This is a genomic window from Pseudomonas sp. MYb60 (assembly GCF_002979555.1).
In the GTDB taxonomy this organism is placed as follows: Bacteria; Pseudomonadota; Gammaproteobacteria; order Pseudomonadales; family Pseudomonadaceae; genus Aquipseudomonas.
This window is the reverse complement of sequence record NZ_PCOZ01000004.1, coordinates 266396-285294: the sequence shown is the minus strand read 5'-3', so window position 1 is coordinate 285294 and position 18899 is coordinate 266396. Positions and strand designations below refer to the sequence as shown.

Annotated in this window: 14 protein-coding genes; 6 read left to right on the top strand and 8 right to left on the bottom strand. The window is 62.1% G+C overall.

Going from position 1 to position 18899, the window contains the following annotated elements; all coding sequences use genetic code 11:
• Positions 1 to 7: 7 nt before the first annotated feature.
• Positions 8 to 1018, top strand: a complete 1011-nt coding sequence (nagZ, locus tag CQ041_RS09145) for a beta-N-acetylhexosaminidase (protein ID WP_105522462.1) — start codon at positions 8 to 10, stop codon at positions 1016 to 1018.
• Between the two features lie 35 nt (positions 1019 to 1053).
• Here the strand turns inward: nagZ and CQ041_RS09140 are convergent, their stop codons facing one another.
• The 3 genes from CQ041_RS09140 to mfd are packed head-to-tail and all read right to left on the bottom strand — an operon-like array spanning position 1054 to position 7775.
• The gene (locus CQ041_RS09140) at positions 1054 to 3738 is read right to left on the bottom strand and encodes a DEAD/DEAH box helicase (protein ID WP_105522461.1); all 2685 of its coding nucleotides are present in this window, start codon (positions 3736 to 3738) and stop codon (positions 1054 to 1056) included.
• Positions 3739 to 3747: 9 nt separating this feature from the next.
• Positions 3748 to 4314 (bottom strand): CsiV family protein, encoded by a 567-nt coding sequence (locus CQ041_RS09135; RefSeq protein ID WP_105522460.1) that lies wholly within the window; start codon positions 4312 to 4314, stop codon positions 3748 to 3750.
• Between the two features lie 11 nt (positions 4315 to 4325).
• The gene (mfd, locus tag CQ041_RS09130; protein ID WP_105522459.1) at positions 4326 to 7775 is read right to left on the bottom strand and encodes a transcription-repair coupling factor; all 3450 of its coding nucleotides are present in this window, start codon (positions 7773 to 7775) and stop codon (positions 4326 to 4328) included.
• Positions 7776 to 8115: 340 nt separating this feature from the next.
• Between mfd and CQ041_RS09125 the strand changes: the two genes are divergently transcribed.
• Positions 8116 to 9579, top strand: a complete 1464-nt coding sequence (locus CQ041_RS09125; protein ID WP_105522458.1) for a glyceraldehyde-3-phosphate dehydrogenase — start codon at positions 8116 to 8118, stop codon at positions 9577 to 9579.
• A gap of 148 nt (positions 9580 to 9727) precedes the next feature.
• Here CQ041_RS09125 and CQ041_RS09120 read toward each other — a convergent pair whose 3' ends face one another.
• The gene (locus tag CQ041_RS09120; protein WP_105522457.1) at positions 9728 to 10249 is read right to left on the bottom strand and encodes a chalcone isomerase family protein; all 522 of its coding nucleotides are present in this window, start codon (positions 10247 to 10249) and stop codon (positions 9728 to 9730) included.
• A 231-nt stretch (positions 10250 to 10480) separates the two neighbouring features.
• Here CQ041_RS09120 and sthA point away from each other — a divergent pair, with 231 nt between their 5' ends.
• Positions 10481 to 11875, top strand: a complete 1395-nt coding sequence (gene sthA / locus CQ041_RS09115) for a Si-specific NAD(P)(+) transhydrogenase (RefSeq protein WP_105522456.1) — start codon at positions 10481 to 10483, stop codon at positions 11873 to 11875.
• A 42-nt stretch (positions 11876 to 11917) separates the two neighbouring features.
• Here sthA and CQ041_RS09110 read toward each other — a convergent pair whose 3' ends face one another.
• A complete protein-coding gene (locus CQ041_RS09110; RefSeq protein ID WP_105522455.1) occupies positions 11918 to 12640 on the bottom strand; it encodes a glycerophosphodiester phosphodiesterase family protein in 723 nt (240 codons plus the stop codon).
• 44 nt (positions 12641 to 12684) lie between these two features.
• Positions 12685 to 13269 carry a PilZ domain-containing protein gene (locus CQ041_RS09105; protein WP_105522454.1) on the bottom strand — a complete coding sequence of 195 codons (585 nt, stop codon included), beginning with the start codon at positions 13267 to 13269 and terminating at the stop codon, positions 12685 to 12687.
• 94 nt (positions 13270 to 13363) lie between these two features.
• Here CQ041_RS09105 and CQ041_RS09100 point away from each other — a divergent pair, with 94 nt between their 5' ends.
• From CQ041_RS09100 to CQ041_RS09090, 3 genes are all read left to right on the top strand, one after another.
• Positions 13364 to 14614, top strand: coding sequence for a lipoprotein-releasing ABC transporter permease subunit (locus CQ041_RS09100; protein WP_105522453.1), 1251 nt, complete (start codon positions 13364 to 13366; stop codon positions 14612 to 14614).
• A gap of 7 nt (positions 14615 to 14621) precedes the next feature.
• A complete protein-coding gene (lolD, locus tag CQ041_RS09095; RefSeq protein ID WP_003218941.1) occupies positions 14622 to 15305 on the top strand; it encodes a lipoprotein-releasing ABC transporter ATP-binding protein LolD in 684 nt (227 codons plus the stop codon).
• A 61-nt stretch (positions 15306 to 15366) separates the two neighbouring features.
• Positions 15367 to 16611 carry a lipoprotein-releasing ABC transporter permease subunit gene (locus CQ041_RS09090; protein WP_105522452.1) on the top strand — a complete coding sequence of 415 codons (1245 nt, stop codon included), beginning with the start codon at positions 15367 to 15369 and terminating at the stop codon, positions 16609 to 16611.
• A gap of 109 nt (positions 16612 to 16720) precedes the next feature.
• Here CQ041_RS09090 and CQ041_RS09085 read toward each other — a convergent pair whose 3' ends face one another.
• Both CQ041_RS09085 and CQ041_RS09080 read right to left on the bottom strand, forming a co-directional pair.
• Positions 16721 to 18073: a heavy metal sensor histidine kinase gene (locus CQ041_RS09085; protein ID WP_371923006.1), complete on the bottom strand. Its 1353-nt coding sequence runs from the start codon at positions 18071 to 18073 to the stop codon at positions 16721 to 16723.
• Positions 18064 to 18744, bottom strand: coding sequence for a heavy metal response regulator transcription factor (locus tag CQ041_RS09080; RefSeq protein WP_105522451.1), 681 nt, complete (start codon positions 18742 to 18744; stop codon positions 18064 to 18066). Before CQ041_RS09080 ends, CQ041_RS09085 begins: the two co-directional genes overlap by 10 nt.
• Positions 18745 to 18899 lie beyond the last annotated feature (155 nt).

Sequence of the window (18899 nt, the reverse complement as noted above, 5' to 3'; positions counted from 1 at the left end):
AAGGTTTATGACTGCTGCCCTGCAAGGTTCTTTGATGGTCGACGTTGCCGGTACCTGGCTGACGGCCGAGGATCGCCACCTGTTGCGCCAGCCTGAAGTGGGCGGCCTGATCATTTTTGCGCGCAACATCGAACACCCGCGTCAGGTGCGGGAGTTGAGCGCGGCGATTCGTGCCGTGCGCCCGGATTTGCTGCTGGCAGTCGACCAGGAGGGCGGTCGTGTCCAGCGCCTGCGTCAGGGCTTTGTACGCCTGCCGGCCATGCGTGCGCTGGCCGACAACCCCAACGCCGAACACTTGGCAGAGCAGTGCGGCTGGATAATGGCCACCGAAGTGCTGGCAGTGGGCCTCGACCTGAGCTTCGCCCCGGTGCTGGACCTGGATTACCAGCGCAGCGCCGTGGTCGGCACCCGTTCCTTCGAAGGCGACCCCGAGCGCGCCGCTGTATTGGCGGGTGCATTTATCCGTGGCATGAACAGCGCCGGCATGGCGGCCACCGGCAAGCACTTCCCGGGTCACGGATGGGCTGAGGCGGATTCCCACGTCGCGATTCCCAATGACGAACGCAGCCTGGAACAGATTCGCGCCCATGACCTGGTGCCTTTCGCACGCCTGAGCCAGCAATTGGCGGCGGTGATGCCGGCCCACGTGATCTATCCGCAAGTGGATGCCCAGCCTGCTGGTTTCTCGCGCCGCTGGTTGCAGGACATCCTGCGTGGCGAGTTGAAGTTTGATGGGGTGATTTTCAGCGATGATCTGTCGATGGCCGGTGCCCATGTGGTCGGCGATGCGGCCAGCCGGATTGAAGCGGCGCTGACGGCGGGTTGCGACATGGGGTTGGTGTGCAACGACCGTGCGGCTGCCGAATTGGCGTTGACCGCCGCCCAGCGTATGAAGGTCACGCCATCGGCTCGAATCGCACGCATGCGCGGCCAGGCGATTGCGTCGACGGATTACAAGCAAGACCCGCGGTGGTTGGCGGCGCTGACTGCGTTGCGGGATGCTCAGTTGATTGGCTGAAGACCCAGTCGCGGCCATCGCAGGCTAGCCAGCTCCTACACTTGTTTGTTGGGCAACGGCGCAAACAGCGCTTCGATATCCTCGTTGCCCAGCTGCCAGTCACCGGTGGTACGCCCATCGAGCACACCCGCCGCCAGGTCGGATTTCTCCTTCTGCAGGTGCTGGATTTTCTCCTCCACCGTGCCCCGGGCAATCATCTTGTAGACGAACACCGGCTTCTCCTGACCGATGCGATAGGCGCGGTCGGTGGCCTGGTTTTCCGTAGCCGGGTTCCACCACGGGTCGTAGTGGATCACTGTGTCGGCTTCGGTCAGGTTCAGGCCTACGCCACCGGCCTTCAGGCTGATCAGGAAAATCTGCAGCTTGCCGCTCTGGAAGTCCTTCACCGGCGTGCGCCGGTCCCGGGTTTGGCCGGTCAGCAAGGCGTAGGAAATACCGCGATTTTTCAGTTCGATTTCGATCAGGCTGAGCATCGAGGTGAATTGGGAAAACAGCAGGATCCGTCGACCCTCCTCAAACAGCGCTTCGAGCATTTCCATCAGGCTGTCGAGCTTGCCCGAGCTGCTTCCCCGCGCGGGGAGGGTGGCATCATTGACCAGGCGCAAGTCGCAGCACACCTGGCGCAGCTTGAGCAGCGCTTCCAGAATGATGATCTGGCTGCGCGCCACGCCTTTGCGCGTGATCTCGTCGCGCACTTTCTTGTCCATGGCCAGGCGCATGGTTTCGTACACGTCGCGCTGCGCTTCGTTGAGGTCGACCCAATGGACGATCTCGGTCTTGGGCGGCAGCTCGGTGGCCACTTGCTCCTTGGTGCGGCGCAGCAGGAAGGGTTTTATCCGACCGTTGAGGTGTTGCAATCGCACCTCACTGGCGCGTTTTTCGATAGGCACACGGTAATCGCGGTTGAAGCTCTTCACGTCCCCCAGCCAACCCGGCAACAGGAAATGGAACAGTGACCACAGCTCACCCAAGTGGTTTTCCAATGGGGTGCCGCTCAGGCACAGGCGCTGCCGGGCATTCAGCTCGCGGGCTGCCTGGGCGGCTTTGCTGGAGGGGTTCTTGATGTACTGCGCTTCGTCCAGGATCAGCACGTGCAAGGGCTGTGCGGCAAGCCGTTCGATGTCCTTGGGCAGCAGGGCGTAGGTGGTCAGCAGCAGGTCGTAATCCTGCAAGTGGGGGAAATGTTTCTTGCGCCCGGCGCCGTACAGCGCCACCACCTTGAGCTGCGGGGTAAAGTGCGCTGCCTCATCCAGCCAATTGGGAATCAGGCTGGTGGGCATCACCACCATGCAGGGGCGGTCCAGGCGTCCGGCGGCTTTCTCGGTAAGAATATGTGCCAGGGTCTGCAAGGTTTTGCCCAGTCCCATGTCATCCGCAAGAATCCCGCCAACGTCGAGCTGACGCAATGACTGCATCCAGCTCAGGCCTTCCAACTGATACGGGCGCAACGTTGCGTTCAAGCCTTCAGGCGCCACGCAACTGAAGTCCTTGATGTCCCGCAGGCGCTGGGCGAAGTGACGGATCTTCTCGCCACCCTCCCATTGCAGGGGCAGGTCTTCCAGCGGGTTCAAGCGAATCGCATCGGCCTTGGCCAGGCGCAGCGTGGTGGTGCCGGACTCTTGTAGGTAAAACTCCCCAAGGGTGGCAAGCACCGGTTTCAATCGGCCGTAGGGCAAGGCGACCTGTATCGGGCCATGGCCGTTCGGCAAGCCGGGAATGTTCACCAGGATCAGTTCGTCATCACGGCGCCGTGCGAGCTTTTCCGGGTTGAGGATTTCGGTGTGGGAGCGCATCAGGTTCAGCAGGATCGGCAGCAGGCTCAGCCGCTCACCGTTGACGATGATCCCCAGCTCCAGGTCAAACCAGTCGCGCTCCGGGCCTTCATCGACCGTGGCGTACCAGTCGTCGACGGCGCTCAGGTCGAAACCGAAATCGTCGTCTATCAGCAGCTCCCAGCCCTCGCTGCGCAAGGTCGGCGTGGCATTGAGGGTGAAGGTCAGCCAGGCACTGTCGTTGACCATCTCGAACAGTTCGCCGGCGCTTTCCGGCAAGGCCTTGCTCTGGCGCGTGGCGATCTTGAACCCCAGCAGGCGCAACTGCTCGCGATACTGCTGCTCCCGCTCTGGGTGACGCTTGATGCGCAGGCTCTGGGTTTCCTGGCGCACGATGATATCGGCGTTTTTCTGCCCGCTGACATAGGTGTCCAAGTAGTTGAACGACAACGCCGCACGGTGCTGGATGTAGCGCTGCATCTTGCCGTTGCGCGGCTCGAAGGCGCTGAATTCCACGCTGGCCAGCCACAGGCGCGGCACGGGCAGCACGTCTTCCATTACCACCTGGGGCAGTACCACACGGTTATCCAGCACGGCCTGGAGTTTTTCCAGCAGTTCGGCATCCTGGGCGGCGGCGGGGTAGGCCAGGGTTTCCTGGACCTTGAGCAGCACCGCCGCGATGTGTTTGCAGTTGGTGTGTACCGGGCAGGTACAGCGGCTGTCCACCAGGATCAGCGTGCCTTTGGCCGACTCGCGCAGGGAGATGGTTTGTCGATAAACATTGCCCCCTGAGCCTTCGCAACTGGCGACGATGGTGCTGTCGCCGGACTCGACGATGCGCACCCGATTCTCCAGGGCGTACCGCCGCCCACGCTCCAGGCTTTGCTCCTTGAAGCGATTGGCCCACGACGGGGCCAGGGGTTTGGTCAACTGCGACGTCAGGGACATGGCGCGGGATCAGTCCTGAATGTCAGACGGAGGTGCGCTCGGTGGCTTGGCGGTCAGCGAGGTGATTTTGATCAGCAGCGCCAGGTGGCCGCCGTCCAGGTAGTTGAGCTGGTTGTTTTTGGTGCGCACGTCGGCCTGGCGCAAGTGTTCACTGGCAATCACGCTGCCATTGCTGTCGAACTGGTTGACCCAGAAATCCGCGTCAATATCGGTAAAGCGGCCCAATTGCAGGCGCAACACGCCTTCGATGGGGAACTGGCCGAATTGCTCCTGGCCGTCGGTAATCGCAATGTTTACCGGTTGTTCGCCAAGGTTCTGTTCCCAGGCCTTGTGCGCCAGCACTGTGTAGCTGCTGTCGCCGCGCAGTTTGTCGACGATATTGCCCAGGCGCGGCGGGCTCATTTTGTCGCCCAGGCGCGTGGCGCCCGCATCCCAGTCTTCGGGTGCGGCGCGGCTATTGATCACCGGCTCGGCGTTCTGGCGCACCAGGATCATTTCCACCTGGTACGGGCTGTCGGCGAACGCCGCCGGGGCCACGACCACCAACAACAGGCTCAAAATGCGGAACAGGCGCATGACGGCGTCCTTCAAACAGATTTCGGAATGAGGCGCTCGAACAGCGCCTCCAAGGTATTGAAACGTTCTTCGGCGCGTTCCATCGGCGCCATGAATTTGAATAGCGTAGCCCCTTCGAACTTGTAGCGGTTGGGCTGGCCCTGGATCAGCTTGATCAGCACCAGCGGGTCCACCGGGGTCTGCGCTTCAAACTCGATGCGCCCACCCTGCGGCCCGGCGTCGACCTTCTTGATGCCCAGTTGCTCGGCCTGCAATTTGAGCAGGGTCAGGCGCACCAGGTTCTTGGTCGGTTCCGGCAACAGGCCGAAGCGGTCGATCATCTCCACTTGCAGGTCCTTGAGGCCTTCTTCGTCGGTGGCCGAGGCGATGCGCTTGTACAGGATCAGCCGCGCATGCACATCCGGCAGGTAGTCCTCGGGAATCAACGCCGGCAAGCGCAGGTTGATTTCCGGACCGCCGCCCAACGGTTGGTCGAGGTTGGGTTGCTCGCCTTTGCGGATGGCTTTCACCGCGCGCTCCAGCATCTCCATATAGAGGGTGAAGCCCACGGCCTGGATCTGCCCGCTCTGGCCGTCGCCCAGCAGTTCGCCGGCGCCACGGATTTCCAGGTCGTTGGTGGCCAGTACGAAACCGGCGCCCAGGTCCTGGGTGTTGGCGATGGCTTCCAGACGCTTTTCGGCGTCGGAGGTGATTTGTTGGCGTGGCGGCGTCAGCAGGTAGGCATACGCCTGGTGGTGGCTGCGCCCGACCCGGCCGCGCAACTGGTGCAACTGGGCCAGGCCGAACTTGTCGGCACGCTCGATGATGATGGTGTTGGCGCTTGGCACGTCGATGCCGGTCTCGATGATGGTCGAGGCAATCAGCACGTTGAAGCGCTTGTGGTAGAAGTCGCTCATCACCTGTTCGAGTTCGCGCTCGCGCATCTGCCCGTGGCCGATGGCGATACGCGCCTCCGGTACCAGTTCGGCGAGGTCGGCGGCGCATTTCTCGATGGTCTTCACATCGTTGTGCAGGTAGTACACCTGCCCGCCGCGCAGCAGTTCACGCAGCAGCGCTTCCTTGACCGTGCTTTTGTTCTGCTCCATCACGAAGGTGCGCACCGACAGGCGGCGTGCCGGCGGCGTGGCGATGATCGACAAGTCGCGCATGCCCGACACCGCCATGTTCAGCGTGCGCGGAATCGGCGTGGCGGTGAGGGTCAGGATGTCGACTTCGCTGCGCAGGGCTTTGAGCTGTTCCTTCTGGCGCACGCCGAAGCGGTGCTCTTCGTCGATGATCACCAGGCCCAGGTTCTTGATCTTCACATCGTCCGACAGCAGCTTGTGGGTGCCGATCACAATGTCGATCTTGCCTTCGGCCAGGTCGGCGATGGCGGCATTCACTTCCTTGGCCGACTTGAAGCGGCTCATCACTTCCACGGTCACCGGCCAGTCGGCGAAGCGGTCGCGGAAGCTGTTGTAGTGCTGTTGGGCGAGCAGGGTGGTGGGCACCAGAATCGCCACTTGGCGGCCGCCGTGTACGGCGATGAACGCGGCACGCATGGCCACTTCAGTCTTGCCGAAGCCCACGTCGCCGCAGACCAGGCGGTCCATCGGCTTGGGCGCGAGCATGTCGGCGCGCACCGCTTCGATGGTGGTTTGCTGGTCCGGGGTTTCTTCGAAGGGGAAACCGGCGCTGAAGGTGGCGTAGTCGGCTTTTGGGTCGGCAAACGCGTAGCCTTCGCGGGCGGCGCGGCGGGCATAGATGTCGAGCAATTCGGCCGCCACATCGCGCACCTGTTCGGCGGCCTTGCGCTTGGCTTTCTGCCAGGTCTCGGAACCCAGGCGGTGCAGCGGCGCCAGGGCATCGTCGCTGCCGGTGTAGCGGGCGATCAAATGCAGGCTGGCCACCGGCACATAGAGCTTGGCGCCTTCGGCGTATTCCATGGTGAGGAATTCGGCGGCCTGGTTATCGATCTCCAGGGTCTGCAGGCCGAGGTAACGACCAACGCCGTGGTCGATGTGCACCACCGGCGCGCCTTCGCGCAGCTCGGTCAGGTTCTTGATCACCGCGTCGTTGTTGGCGTCCGCGCGTTTTTCACGGCGGCGGCGCTGCATCACGCGTTGGCCGAACAGGGGGCTTTCGGCGATCAGCGCCAGGGCGGGGTCTTCCAGCAGCAAACCTTCATCCAGCGGTGCGATGGTGATCGCCAGGCGATCCTTGCCCTTGACGAAATCCGGCCAGCTGTCGACGGTTTTCGGGCGCAGCTTGAGGCGCTCCAGCAGTTCCAGCAGCACTTCACGGCGGCCGGCGGATTCGGCGGTAAACAGCACGCGGCCAGGAAAGTCGCCGAGGAAATTGGACAGCGCTTCCAGTGGCTGGTTGGCCTTGGCTTCAATCGCCAGGTTGGGCAGCGTCTGCGCCGGGAAGCGTTCACGGCCGCTGCCGGCGTCCACGTCTTGCTGGCTGGCGACCACGCGCGGCCAGCTTTTCAGGCGGGCGAAGCAGTCTTCCACTGGCAGAAACAATTCGGCAGGCGGCAGTAAAGGCCGGGAGGGATCGACGCGGCGCTCTTCATAGCGGTTGCGCACATCGTTCCAGAAGTTTTCCGCTGCCTGCTCGATGCCCGGCAGCGAGAACACCTGGGTGTCCTGGGGCAGGTAATCGAAGAGGGTGGAGGTTTCGTCGAAGAACAGCGGCAGGTAGTACTCGATACCGGCCGGTGTAATCCCGCTGCTCAAGTCCTGGAAGATCGGGCAGCGGCGGAAGTCCACGTCGAAGCGTTCACGGAAGCGCGCCTTGAAGCGCGTGACCGCGTCCTTTTGCAGCGGGAATTCCCGTGCGGGCAGCAGCTTGACCGAGTCGACCTTATCGATGGAGCGCTGGTTTTCCGGATCGAAGGTACGCAGTGTCTCGATTTCGTCATCGAACAGGTCGATGCGATAGGGCAACTTGCTGCCCATCGGGAACAGGTCGATCAGTGCACCGCGCACCGCGAACTCACCGTGTTCGTACACCGTGTCGACGCAGCGGTAGCCGCTGGCTTCCAGGCGCGTGCGCATTTGCTCGACGTCGAGCTTCTGGCCGATGTCCAGCACCAGGCTGCTGCCCAGCAGGAACTTGGTCGGTGCCAGGCGATGCAGGGCGGTGGTGATCGGCACCACCAGCACGCCGTGGGCCAGTTCCGGCAAGCGGTACAGGCTGGCGATGCGCTGGGAAATGATGTCCTGGTGCGGCGAGAACAGGTCGTAGGGCAGGGTTTCCCAATCGGGAAAATGCAGGACCGGCAAATCGGGGGCGAAGAAGCTCAGCTCCTGCTCCAGCCGTTCGGCACTTTGGCTGTCGGCGGTAAGCAGCAGGGTAAAGCGCTTGGCTGCGCTGGCAGCCTCGGCAATGGCCAGGCTCAGGGCGGCACCGGGCAGGTTGCCCCAGTGCTGTTTGCCTGCCGCAGCAGGGAGAAGCGGTAGACGCAGGACGGGCACGGAAGGTTGAGCTCCAAGCGTTGCGACAAAGTCGGTAATTGTAACGGTGCGAGGCGCCGTCTGTCAGTTGCTGACTGTGCCTAATACGGTTTGTAGGAAATGTAGTGGCTAAGACAAACAATGCCGCGTTTTGACTCAATATGTAGTGCCAAAATGTGCGAGGTTTTCGGAGAGTTACGGACAAGTCGTCCCGTTCGCCCAACTAGTGGCCTTCTGGAACCCGCGTATTTACTGGGCTGTAGCGGGGTGGCTTTTTTTCGCAAGCACTTTTTGTTGCCTGGGGCGCATTGCTCCGGGGACGGTCGGGCGGCATAATGTAGCCCCTTTTTTCTGCCCCTACATGTGGAAGGTTACCGTGACTCAGAAGCCCGACCAGTGTCTTGGTGAATGGATCGACCGTGAAGCGCTCGCAGAAGCGATGATTCCGCTTATCGGCCAGCTGTACCGCAATAACAATGTGGTGAGCTCGATCTATGGCCGCAGCCTGATCAACCAGTCTGTCATCGCGATTCTCAAAGCCCACCGCTTTGCGCGTCACCGTTCTGCCGACGACAGCGAACTCTCCGTCCACGAAACATTCCCGCTGCTCAAGGCCATGAGCGAGCTCAAGCTCGGCGCGGCTTCGGTAGACCTGGGCAAGCTGGCCTACAAATTCCGCAAGGAAGGTGCCGGCCGCAGCGCCGAGCAGTTCGTGCGTGAAGAAATGGCCGAAGTGGTTGGCCAGCAAAACGCCGCAGCCCGCAAAGGCACCGACGTCGTGCTGTACGGTTTCGGTCGTATCGGCCGCCTGCTGGCGCGCATCCTGATCGAAAAAACAGGTGGCGGCGACGGCCTGCGCCTGCGTGCCATCGTGGTGCGCAAAGGCGCCGAGAACGACCTGACCAAGCGTGCCAGCCTGCTGCGCCGCGACTCGGTACACGGTCCGTTCAACGGCACCATCGTCATTGACGAAGAAAACAACACCATCACCGCCAACGGTAACCTGATCCAGGTGATCTACGCGAAGAACCCGTCCGAGGTGGATTACACCCAGTACGGCATCAAGGACGCCCTGCTGGTGGACAACACCGGCGTATGGCGTGACGCCGAAGGCCTGGGCCAGCACTTGGCCTGCCCGGGTGTCGATCGCGTTGTCCTGACCGCTCCGGGCAAGGGCAAGCTGAAGAACATCGTGCACGGCATCAACCACGCCGAAATCACCGCTGACGACAAGATCGTGTCCGCCGCTTCCTGCACCACCAACGCCATCGTGCCGGTGCTGAAGGCTGTGAATGACAAGTTCGGCATCGTCAACGGCCACGTCGAGACCGTTCACTCGTACACCAACGACCAGAACCTGATCGACAACTTCCACAAGGGCGATCGCCGTGGTCGTAGCGCCGCGTTGAACATGGTGATCACCGAGACCGGTGCTGCCACTGCGGCTGCCAAGGCCCTGCCCGAGCTGGCCGGCAAGCTGACCGGTAACGCGATCCGCGTTCCAACGCCTAACGTGTCGATGGCCATTCTCAACCTGAACCTTGAGAAAGCCGCTACCCGTGAAGAGATGAACGAGTACCTGCGCTTCATGGCGTTGCACTCCGACCTGCACAAGCAGATCGACTACGTCAACTCGCAGGAAGTGGTGTCCACTGACTTCGTGGGTTCGCGCCACGCTGGTGTGGTGGACGCCGAGGCGACCATCACCCAGGACAACCGCGTTGTCCTGTACGTGTGGTACGACAACGAGTTCGGCTACAGCTGCCAGGTGGTGCGTGTGATGGAAGACATGGCCGGGGTCAACCCGCCTGCGTTTCCGCGCTAAGCCTTTGCGCTGAATGAGAAAGCCCCGACTGGTTCGGGGCTTTTTTGTGGCTGGGAGTTTTGTGCTGCCTGTTCGCACGTCTATCTTTGTGAACACAGTCAAATGTGGGAGGGGGCTTGCCCCCGATGAGGCCAGAACTGACACCCCGCTAATCCAGCAGTGCCTGCGACAACCCCTTGGGCGCCAACCAGATCCCCAGATAAGCCTTCGCCAATCCATCATCGGGGCTACTGAACGCCACCTCCCCATTGATCTCCAGATTCAACCCACGCCCAGGGCGAAAATCCAGCGCATACCGATCACCCTTCTTGATGTTGCGAAAGCGCGCATGCAACGCGTCCACCTCTGGCTTCAACCGGGCGCTGGCCTGTTGGCGCTCCAGCGTGGCGGTGGCGGCCTTGATCACATCACTGCGGTCAATGTCGCGAAAGTAGTACAGCTCGAGGCGCAGCGGCTTTTGCTGCTCCCAGGCGAGCCTGGCGGTCGTCTGCGGCGGGGCATACAGTGCGGCCGCGTAGACGTCCGCCCAGAGGTAGGTCAGCACGGCCTGTTGTTTCAAGGCCAGCTCATGGGAGACCGCTGGAAAGCCGGCCTGCCTGAGCCGATCGGCCTCATTGGCGTGCACCGGGATCGACAACATCAGTAATAAACACAGCGCAAAATGTCGCATGGTTGCCTGTCCTGATAGAGAGCCTGACAATGTAACCCCATTTTCCTTGCCCTGTAGTAAAGGCAAGACTGGCCTACGACGCGACCAAGGGTTAATGTGCGCGGCGTTGAGCCTTATATAGACTGTGCCCCGGTTCACACACTTGAGCCAAATTGTCCTTCATGACCGCTGAGCGCGGCATGATTTAGCCCGGCGTCCAACCGTACGCCTGGCCTGTTCTGAGGAGTACGCATGGCTGTCTACAACTACGACGTGGTGGTACTGGGTTCCGGCCCGGCTGGAGAAGGTGCGGCGATGAACGCCGCAAAAGCAGGGCGCAAGGTGGCGATGGTCGATAGCCGTCGCCAGGTCGGCGGTAACTGCACCCACCTGGGTACCATCCCGTCCAAGGCCTTGCGTCACTCGGTGCGCCAGATCATGCAATTCAACACCAACCCGATGTTCCGGGCCATTGGTGAGCCGCGCTGGTTCTCGTTCCCGGACGTGCTCAAGAGCGCCGAAAAAGTCATCTCCAAGCAGGTGGCCTCGCGTACCGGCTACTACGCCCGTAACCGCGTCGACCTGTTCTTCGGCACCGGCAGCTTCGCCGACGAGCAAACCATCGAGGTGGTGTGCCCCAACGGCGTGGTCGAGAAGCTGGTGGCCAAGCACATCATCATCGCCACCGGTTCGCGCCCGTATCGCCCGGCGGACATCGATTTCCACCACCCGCGTATCTACGATAGCGACACCATCCTGAGCCTGGGCCACACCCCGCGCAAACTGATCATCTACGGCGCCGGCGTGATCGGCTGTGAATACGCCTCGATCTTCAGCGGCCTGGGCGTACTGGTGGAGCTGGTGGACAACCGCGACCAGTTGCTGAGCTTCCTCGACTCGGAAATCTCCCAGGCGTTGAGCTACCACTTCAGCAACAACAACATCACCGTGCGCCACAACGAAGAGTACGAGCGGGTCGAAGGCCTGGACAACGGGGTGATCCTGCACCTCAAGTCCGGCAAGAAGATCAAGGCCGATGCCTTGCTGTGGTGCAACGGCCGTACTGGCAACACCGACAAGCTCGGCATGGAAAACATCGGGGTCAAGGTCAACGGCCGTGGCCAGATCGAAGTGGACGAGAACTACCGCACCTGCGTAGCCAACGTCTATGGCGCCGGTGACGTGATCGGCTGGCCGAGCCTGGCCAGTGCCGCCCACGACCAGGGTCGCTCGGCTGCTGGCAGCATCGTCGACAACGGCAGCTGGCGTTACGTGAACGACGTGCCGACCGGGATCTACACCATTCCCGAGATCAGCTCGATCGGCAAGAACGAGCACGAGCTGACCAAGGCCAAGGTGCCTTACGAAGTCGGCAAGGCGTTCTTCAAGAGCATGGCGCGTGCGCAGATCGCCGGCGAGCCTCAGGGCATGCTGAAGATCCTGTTCCACCGTGAAACCCTTGAGGTCCTGGGCGTGCATTGCTTCGGCTATCAGGCGTCGGAGATCGTGCACATCGGCCAGGCGATCATGAACCAGCCGGGTGAGCTCAATACCCTCAAGTATTTCGTCAACACCACGTTCAACTACCCGACCATGGCTGAAGCCTATCGGGTAGCGGCCTACGACGGCCTCAACCGGCTTTTTTGAGCGGCTCCGGCCGGTGGCCTGAGCCGGCCGGGGAGACCGATTTCAGTAATTCCCGAGGGTGGCAGTGGCCAAACCGGGAAAGTCTGTAATCAGGCTATCTACGCCGAAGTCGGCGAGCCTGCGCATCAGCGCGGGTTCGTTGACCGTCCACACGGACACGTGCAAACCCTGGCGCTGGGCTTTTTCCAGTCGCTCGGGGGTGCACAACGTCCAGTTCAACGCCAGGTATTCACAGCCGTAGTTCTGCGCGACCTTCAGCGGGTCGAGCCAGGCGTACTCGGCCACCAGTCCACGGGACAGGTCCGGGGTGAGTTCAACCGCTGCCTTGAGCACTTCCCGCGAACTTGAAGTCACGGTGACCTTGTCCATCAGGCCGAAGCGTACGGCCATCTCGCGAATCGCCAGCACGGTGGTTGCCGCGCGGGTGCGTGATGCGCTTTTGACTTCCAACTGCCAGTGATCGAAGTCGCACTGTTCGAACAGCTCTTCCAGGCGTGGGATCGGGCAAGGCTTGACCCAACCCGGGCCGCCCTTGCGCGCGTCCATCTTGACCAGGTCTGCCGCCGAATACTCGACGACTTTGCCGCGCCGGTCAGTGGTGCGTTTGAGCGTCGGGTCATGGATGACCATCAGTTCGCCGTCCATGGACAGGTGCAGGTCCAGTTCGCAGCGGCGCACGCCGTGCTTGAGGCACTCCTGAAAGCTGGTCAGGGTGTTTTCCGGTGCTTCGCCTTTGGCACCGCGGTGGCCGTAGATCAGGGTCACAGTTGCTCCTTTGCGCCAGGGTGTCTGGCGGGGTGAATGCGTAATCAGATGTCTTGGGCTTCGCTTTGCTCGCGCGCCAGGCGGCGTTCCTGGGCTTGTTTCTGCAGGATGTAGCGGGCCAGCAGTTGGCGCTGGGCATCGGTCATGGATTCGAACTCGGTGCCCACGTCAAAGCCGTCGCCTTTCGGGTCGCAATGGGTGACGCGCGCGCGCAGCAGCAAGCCGAGCGCCTGGGGCATCAGCACCAGCTTGATCGCCAGGTGCGTGTTGGGTGCCAGGGGGGTAGGGTGCTGGAAGTCGATGCCGCCTTCGGAAATGATCACCGGCTGCGGGGTGCCGACCTCATCGCGCAGGCTTTGCGCCATGATCTGGCTGAGTACATCCAGGCGTTTGTTCTGGACCTTGAGGAAGGCCGCGAGGGTGCGATCCTTGTCGCTGAGCTGACGCAGCAGGTGCTGGGCCTCGAATTCGCTGAGGTGCAGTTCGCTGAGCAGGTTGAACAGCGGCGAATCATCCAGCAACACTTCCTTGCTCGCCGCTTCGGGGGCAGACAGGCTTTTGATTTGGAGTGCGATCATGTCATCGATACGGTAGTATTCGCGACGCTCTTCTTCATCTAATGTCGACATGGCGAACCCCAAGTAGCGTTAATGGTCTGAGTGTAAAGCTGCTTACCAGACCCCGCCACCGGGACGTCTTCTTTTCCTCCGAACAAGCCCCGACATGTTCAGACCTCTCTTCGTATTTATCGGCACGCGTTATACCCGTGCAAAGCGTCGCAATCATTTTGTGTCGTTCATTTCCCTGACGTCGATGATCGGGCTCGCCTTGGGCGTGGTCGTGATGATCGTGGTGTTGTCGGTGATGAACGGTTTCGATCATGAGATGCGTACCCGCGTGCTGGGCATGGTGCCCCACGCGACCATCGAGGGCGATGCCCCCATCAGCGACTGGCAAGGCCTGGCCGACAAGGTCAAGCAGAACCCCAAGGTACTGGCGGTTGCGCCATTCACCCAGATGCAGGGGCTGCTGACCAACAACGGCAAGGTGCAGAAAATCCTGCTCAATGCCATCGATCCGGCCCAGGAACGCAACGTCTCGATCATCGACAAATTCATGCTGCAAGGCAAAATCGATGACCTGGCGCCCGGCGAGTTCGGCATCGTGATCGGCGACAAGGCCGCGGCCAAGCTCGGCGTGGGCCTTGGCGACAAGCTGACCTTCGTCGCACCGGAAGTCACCGTGACCCCGGCGGGCATGTTTCCACGCATGAAGCGCTTTACGGTGGTGGGCACGTTCCACGTCGGCGCCGGCGAGATCGACGGCTACCTCGGCCTGACCAACCTCACCGACCTGGCCCGCCTGCACCGCTGGCAGCCCGACCAGGTGCAGGGCCTGCGCCTCAAGTTTGCCGACCTGTTCGACGCCCCGCGCGCCGCGTGGGACATCGCCCAGCACCTGGGTGAAAGCCAGTACTACGCCCGCGACTGGACCCGTACCCACGGCAACCTGTACCAGGCCATCCGCATGGAAAAAGCCATGATCGGCCTGCTGTTGCTGCTGATCGTCGCCGTGGCCGCGTTCAACATCATCTCCACGCTGGTGATGGTGGTGAACGACAAGAAGGGTGATATCGCCATCCTGCGGACCTTGGGCGCCACGCCGGGGCAGATCATGGCGATCTTCATGGTGCAGGGCACCGTGATCGGCGTGGTCGGCACCTTGATCGGCACCGCCGTGGGGATTCTGGCTGCGTTGAACGTGAGTGCCGCCATTGCCGGCCTCGAGACCCTGATCGGGCACAAATTCCTCAACGCCGACGTTTACTTCATCGATTACTTGCCGTCCCAGGTTCAGGCCCAGGACGTGTTGATGGTGGGCGGCGCTGCGTTGGTCCTGAGTTTCCTTGCCACCCTGTATCCAGCCTGGCGCGCGGCACGTACCCAGCCAGCACAGGCCCTACGTTATGAGTGAATCGGGCATGAGTGAAAAAGCAATCTTGAGCTGCCGCAACCTGGGCAAATCCTACGAGGAAGGCCCGGAATCGGTGGTGGTGTTGTCCAACCTGCAACTGGAGCTGCATCCGGGCGAGCGCGTGGCGATTGTCGGCAGTTCCGGTTCTGGCAAGAGTACCTTGCTGAATCTGCTGGGCGGTCTGGATACGCCGTCCCAGGGCAGCGTCTGGCTGGCTGGCGAAGAACTGTCGGCGCTGGGTGAAAAGGCCCGTGGCCAGTTGCGCAACCGTTCCCTCGGCTTTGTGTACCAGTTCCACCACCTGCTGCCGGAATTCACCGCCCTGGAAAACGTGTGCATGCCGCTGCTGATCGGCAAGACCGCGATCCCGGAAGCCCGCCAGCGGGCCCAGGCCCTGCTGGAGCGCGTCGGCCTCGGCCATCGCCTGGAGCACAAACCGGCGGAACTGTCCGGCGGCGAGCGCCAGCGTGTGGCCATCGCTCGTGCCCTGGTGAACAACCCGGGGCTGGTGATGCTCGACGAGCCTACCGGCAACCTCGACTCCCACACCGCCCAAGGCATCAAGGACCTGATGCTGGAGCTGAGCACCCAGATGCGCACCGCGTTCCTGGTGGTGACCCATGACATGAGCATGGCCCGCCAGATGGACCGCGTGCTGCATTTGCAGGAAGGTCATCTGGTCGCCATCTGACCTGTTTCAAGCCCGGCGCTCCAGGTGTCGGGCTTTTTCATTTTTCCAACGGTGCCCGCGAATGTTCAGACCGTTATCGATTTTCATCGGCACGCGCTATACCCGCGCCAAGCGCCGCAACCGTTTTGTTTCGTTTATCTCGATGACCTCGATGATCGGCCTCGCCCTGGGCGTGCTGGCGATGATCGTGGTGCTGTCGGTGATGAACGGCTTTCAGCGCGAAATGAGCTCGCGCATCCTCGGCATGGTGCCCCACGCGACCATCGTCGGCGTGAACCCGATCGACGACTGGCAGCCGGTAGCCGCCGCCGCGATGAAGAATCCGCAAGTGACCGCCGCCGTACCTTTCACGCAAATGGACGGCATGTTCTCCTACAAAGGCGCGATGCAGCCGATCGAGATCAGCGGTGTCGACCCGGCCCAGGAAGGCAAGGTGTCGATCGTGGCCCAGCACATCGTGCGGGGCAAACTGGAAGATTTGAAACCCGGCGAGTTCGGCGTGGTGGTCGGTGAGATCACTGCCCGGCGTTTTCGCTTGAACGTGGGCGACAAGCTGACCCTGATCGTGCCGGAAATCAGCACGGCGCCGGGTGGCATCACGCCGCGCATGCAGCGCTTGAACGTGGTCGGCATCTTCAAGGTCGGCGCCGAGCTGGACGGCTCCATGGCCCTGATCCACATGGCCGACGCTGCAGAGATCCAGCACTGGCAGCCGAACCAGGTGCAGAGTGTGCGCCTGGCGGTGAAAGACCTGTATGCAGCGCCCAAGGTCTCGGCGGATATCGCCGCCAGCCTCGGCGCGGCCTACAAGGCTGACGACTGGACCCACACCCAGGGCAGCCTGTTCAGCGCGATGAAAATGGAAAAGACCATGATCGGCCTGTTGCTGCTGATGATCGTTGCCGTGGCCGCGTTCAACATCATCGCCACCCTGATCATGGTGGTGAACGACAAGGGCGCGGACATCGCGATCCTGCGGACCATCGGCGCTACGCCACGCCAGATCATGGCGATTTTCATGGTGCAGGGTACGGTGATCGGTATCGTTGGCACCTTGATCGGCGGCGTACTGGGCGTGATTGCGGCGTTGAACGTGAGTGAGCTGGTGGGCTGGGTCGAGCGGGTGACCGGGCAGCATATCTTCAGTTCGGATGTGTACTTTGTCAGCAACCTGCCGTCGGAGCTGCAAGGTGGGGATGTGCTGCTGATTTGCACGGCCGGGTTTGTGTTGAGCTTTTTGGCCACGCTCTATCCGGCGTATCGGGCGGCGAAGATCGAGCCGGCGCATGCCCTGAGATATTCGTGAGTCTCTAGACCGCTATCGGGGGCAAGCCCCCTCCCACAATTGACCGCATCAGTCCTGAACGGACTCGGTCACTTGTGGGAGGCCCCTGATAGGGCCGGTACGGCGTGCATCAATGTCCCTTGGGTAACTCAATCACAAACCTTGTCCAGTTAGCCTCGGACTCACAAAAAATCCTCCCCCCATGTGCTCGCACAATCGACTGGGTAATTGCCAACCCCAGCCCCGCATGCTCGCTGCTGCCCTCATGCCGCGCGGGATCCGCTCGATAGAAGCGGTCAAACAACTTCGGTAACAACTCCGGTGGGATGCCGTCACCGGTGTTCTCAACCGTCAACCTTACGCCTTCCGTCATCCGTACCCGCACTTCGCCGCCCGCTGGCGTGAACCGCAGCGCGTTATCCAGCAAGTTCGACAAGGCCCGACGCAACATGCCGCGATCACCCATCGTGTGGGCGGTGCCTTCGCGCACTAGGCGGACCTGTGCGTCCTCAGCCAGCAACGCAAAAAACTCCAGCAACGCATCCACTTCATCGGCCAGAGCAAGCGTCTCGCGCTTGGGCACCAGCAAGCCATGATCGGCTTTGGCCAGGTACAACATGTCGTTGACCAACTGCGCCATCCATTGCAGTTCTTCAAGGTTGCTGTGCAGTGCCTCCCGGTAGTCCTCCAGCGGGCGAGGTTGGGTGAGGATCACCTGAGTGTGGGTCAGCAGGTTCGACAGTGGCGTGCGCAATTCATGGGCGATATCGGCGGAAAACGCCGAGAGGCGCTGGAATGCATCGTCCAGGCGGCCGAGCATGGCGTTGAAGGCCTGGGCCAACTCCGCCAGTTCAGCCGGCATCTGTTCGTGGGGCAGGCGCTGGGTCAGGGAGTGGGCTGAGACGCCGGCGGCCACTTCGCCCATGCGCCGCAACGGTCGCAACCCGCTGCGCGCGGCCCACGCACCGAGGAGTGCGGTGGCCAGGGCCGAGAGGCCGACGGTCAGCCAGATCAGGCGCTGCATGCGTTGCAGGAAGTGTTGGTGATGGGTGATGTCGAGCATCAGGCTCAGCTGCGGCGAGTCTGGCCGACCCGCGCTCAACGGGGCGTTAAACACGCGGTACGCGGTACCGGCGTTTTGCAGGCTGTGCAGGCCGGGCGACTCCGGCAGAGCGATGCCGGGCGCGCCATCCAGCCAGCGCTGGCCGCCTGCGGTGATGCGCAGCGTCAGGTCAGGCTGGCGGCTGAGTTCGGCGCGCAGTTGCGCTTCGCGCTGGGCGAACAGTTGTGGCGTATCCACGCCTTGCAAGGTGCTGCGCAGCGCCATCAGTTGGCCGTCGAGTTGCTGCTGGTCCAGCTCAACGAAGTGCGCCTCGCTGGCGCGGTTGAACAGTACGCCGGCCAGCAGCGACACCACCGCGGTGCAGGCGGCGAACAGTAGCGCCAGGCGGCTGGTCAGGGACAGGCGCTGACTCAGCTGCATCGTTCCTCCAGCACGTAACCCATGCCGCGCACGGTGTGAATGAGTTTGTTGGGGAAAGGGTCGTCGACTTTCAGACGCAGCCGGCGGATCGCCACTTCGATGATGTTGGTGTCGCTGTCGAAGTTCATGTCCCAGACCTGGGAGGCGATCAGTGATTTGGGCAGCACTTCACCCTGACGGCGCAAAAATAGTTCCAGCAGGGAGAATTCCTTGGCGGTCAGGTCGATGCGCTGGCCGTCCCGTTCTACGCGGCGGCGGATCAGGTCCAGGCGCAGGTCGGCCAATTGCAGTGCGGTTTCCTGCGGCGTGCTGCTGCCACGGCGCAACAGGCTGCGCACTCGCGCCAGCAGTTCGGAAAAGGCGAACGGCTTGACCAGGTAGTCGTCGGCGCCCAGTTCCAGCCCGTGGACGCGGTCTTCCACCGCATCACGGGCCGTGAGGAACAGCACTGGAGTCTCGAGGCCAGCGCTGCGCACGGCCTGCAGGATCTGCCAGCCATCGCGGCCCGGCAGCATCACGTCGAGGATCAGCAGGTCGTAGTCGCCGGTCAGGGCCAGGTGCTGGCCGCTGGTGCCATCGGCCACCAGCTCGGTGGTAAAGCCCGCCTCGGCCAGGCCTTGGCGCAGGTACTGGCCGGTTTTCGGTTGGTCTTCGACGATCAGCAGTTTCATGGGGCGCTCGGGGTGATGTTGCGTAACGGGCTTTATACCGTGGGTTCAAGGGGGAGGGCGCAACCTGACAAAGTTGTAATCTAGCAGTCAGCTGGCTGGCAGCGGCGTCATCTTAGTGTGCTGTCAGAGCGAATTACAGATTTTTGGAGAGTGGA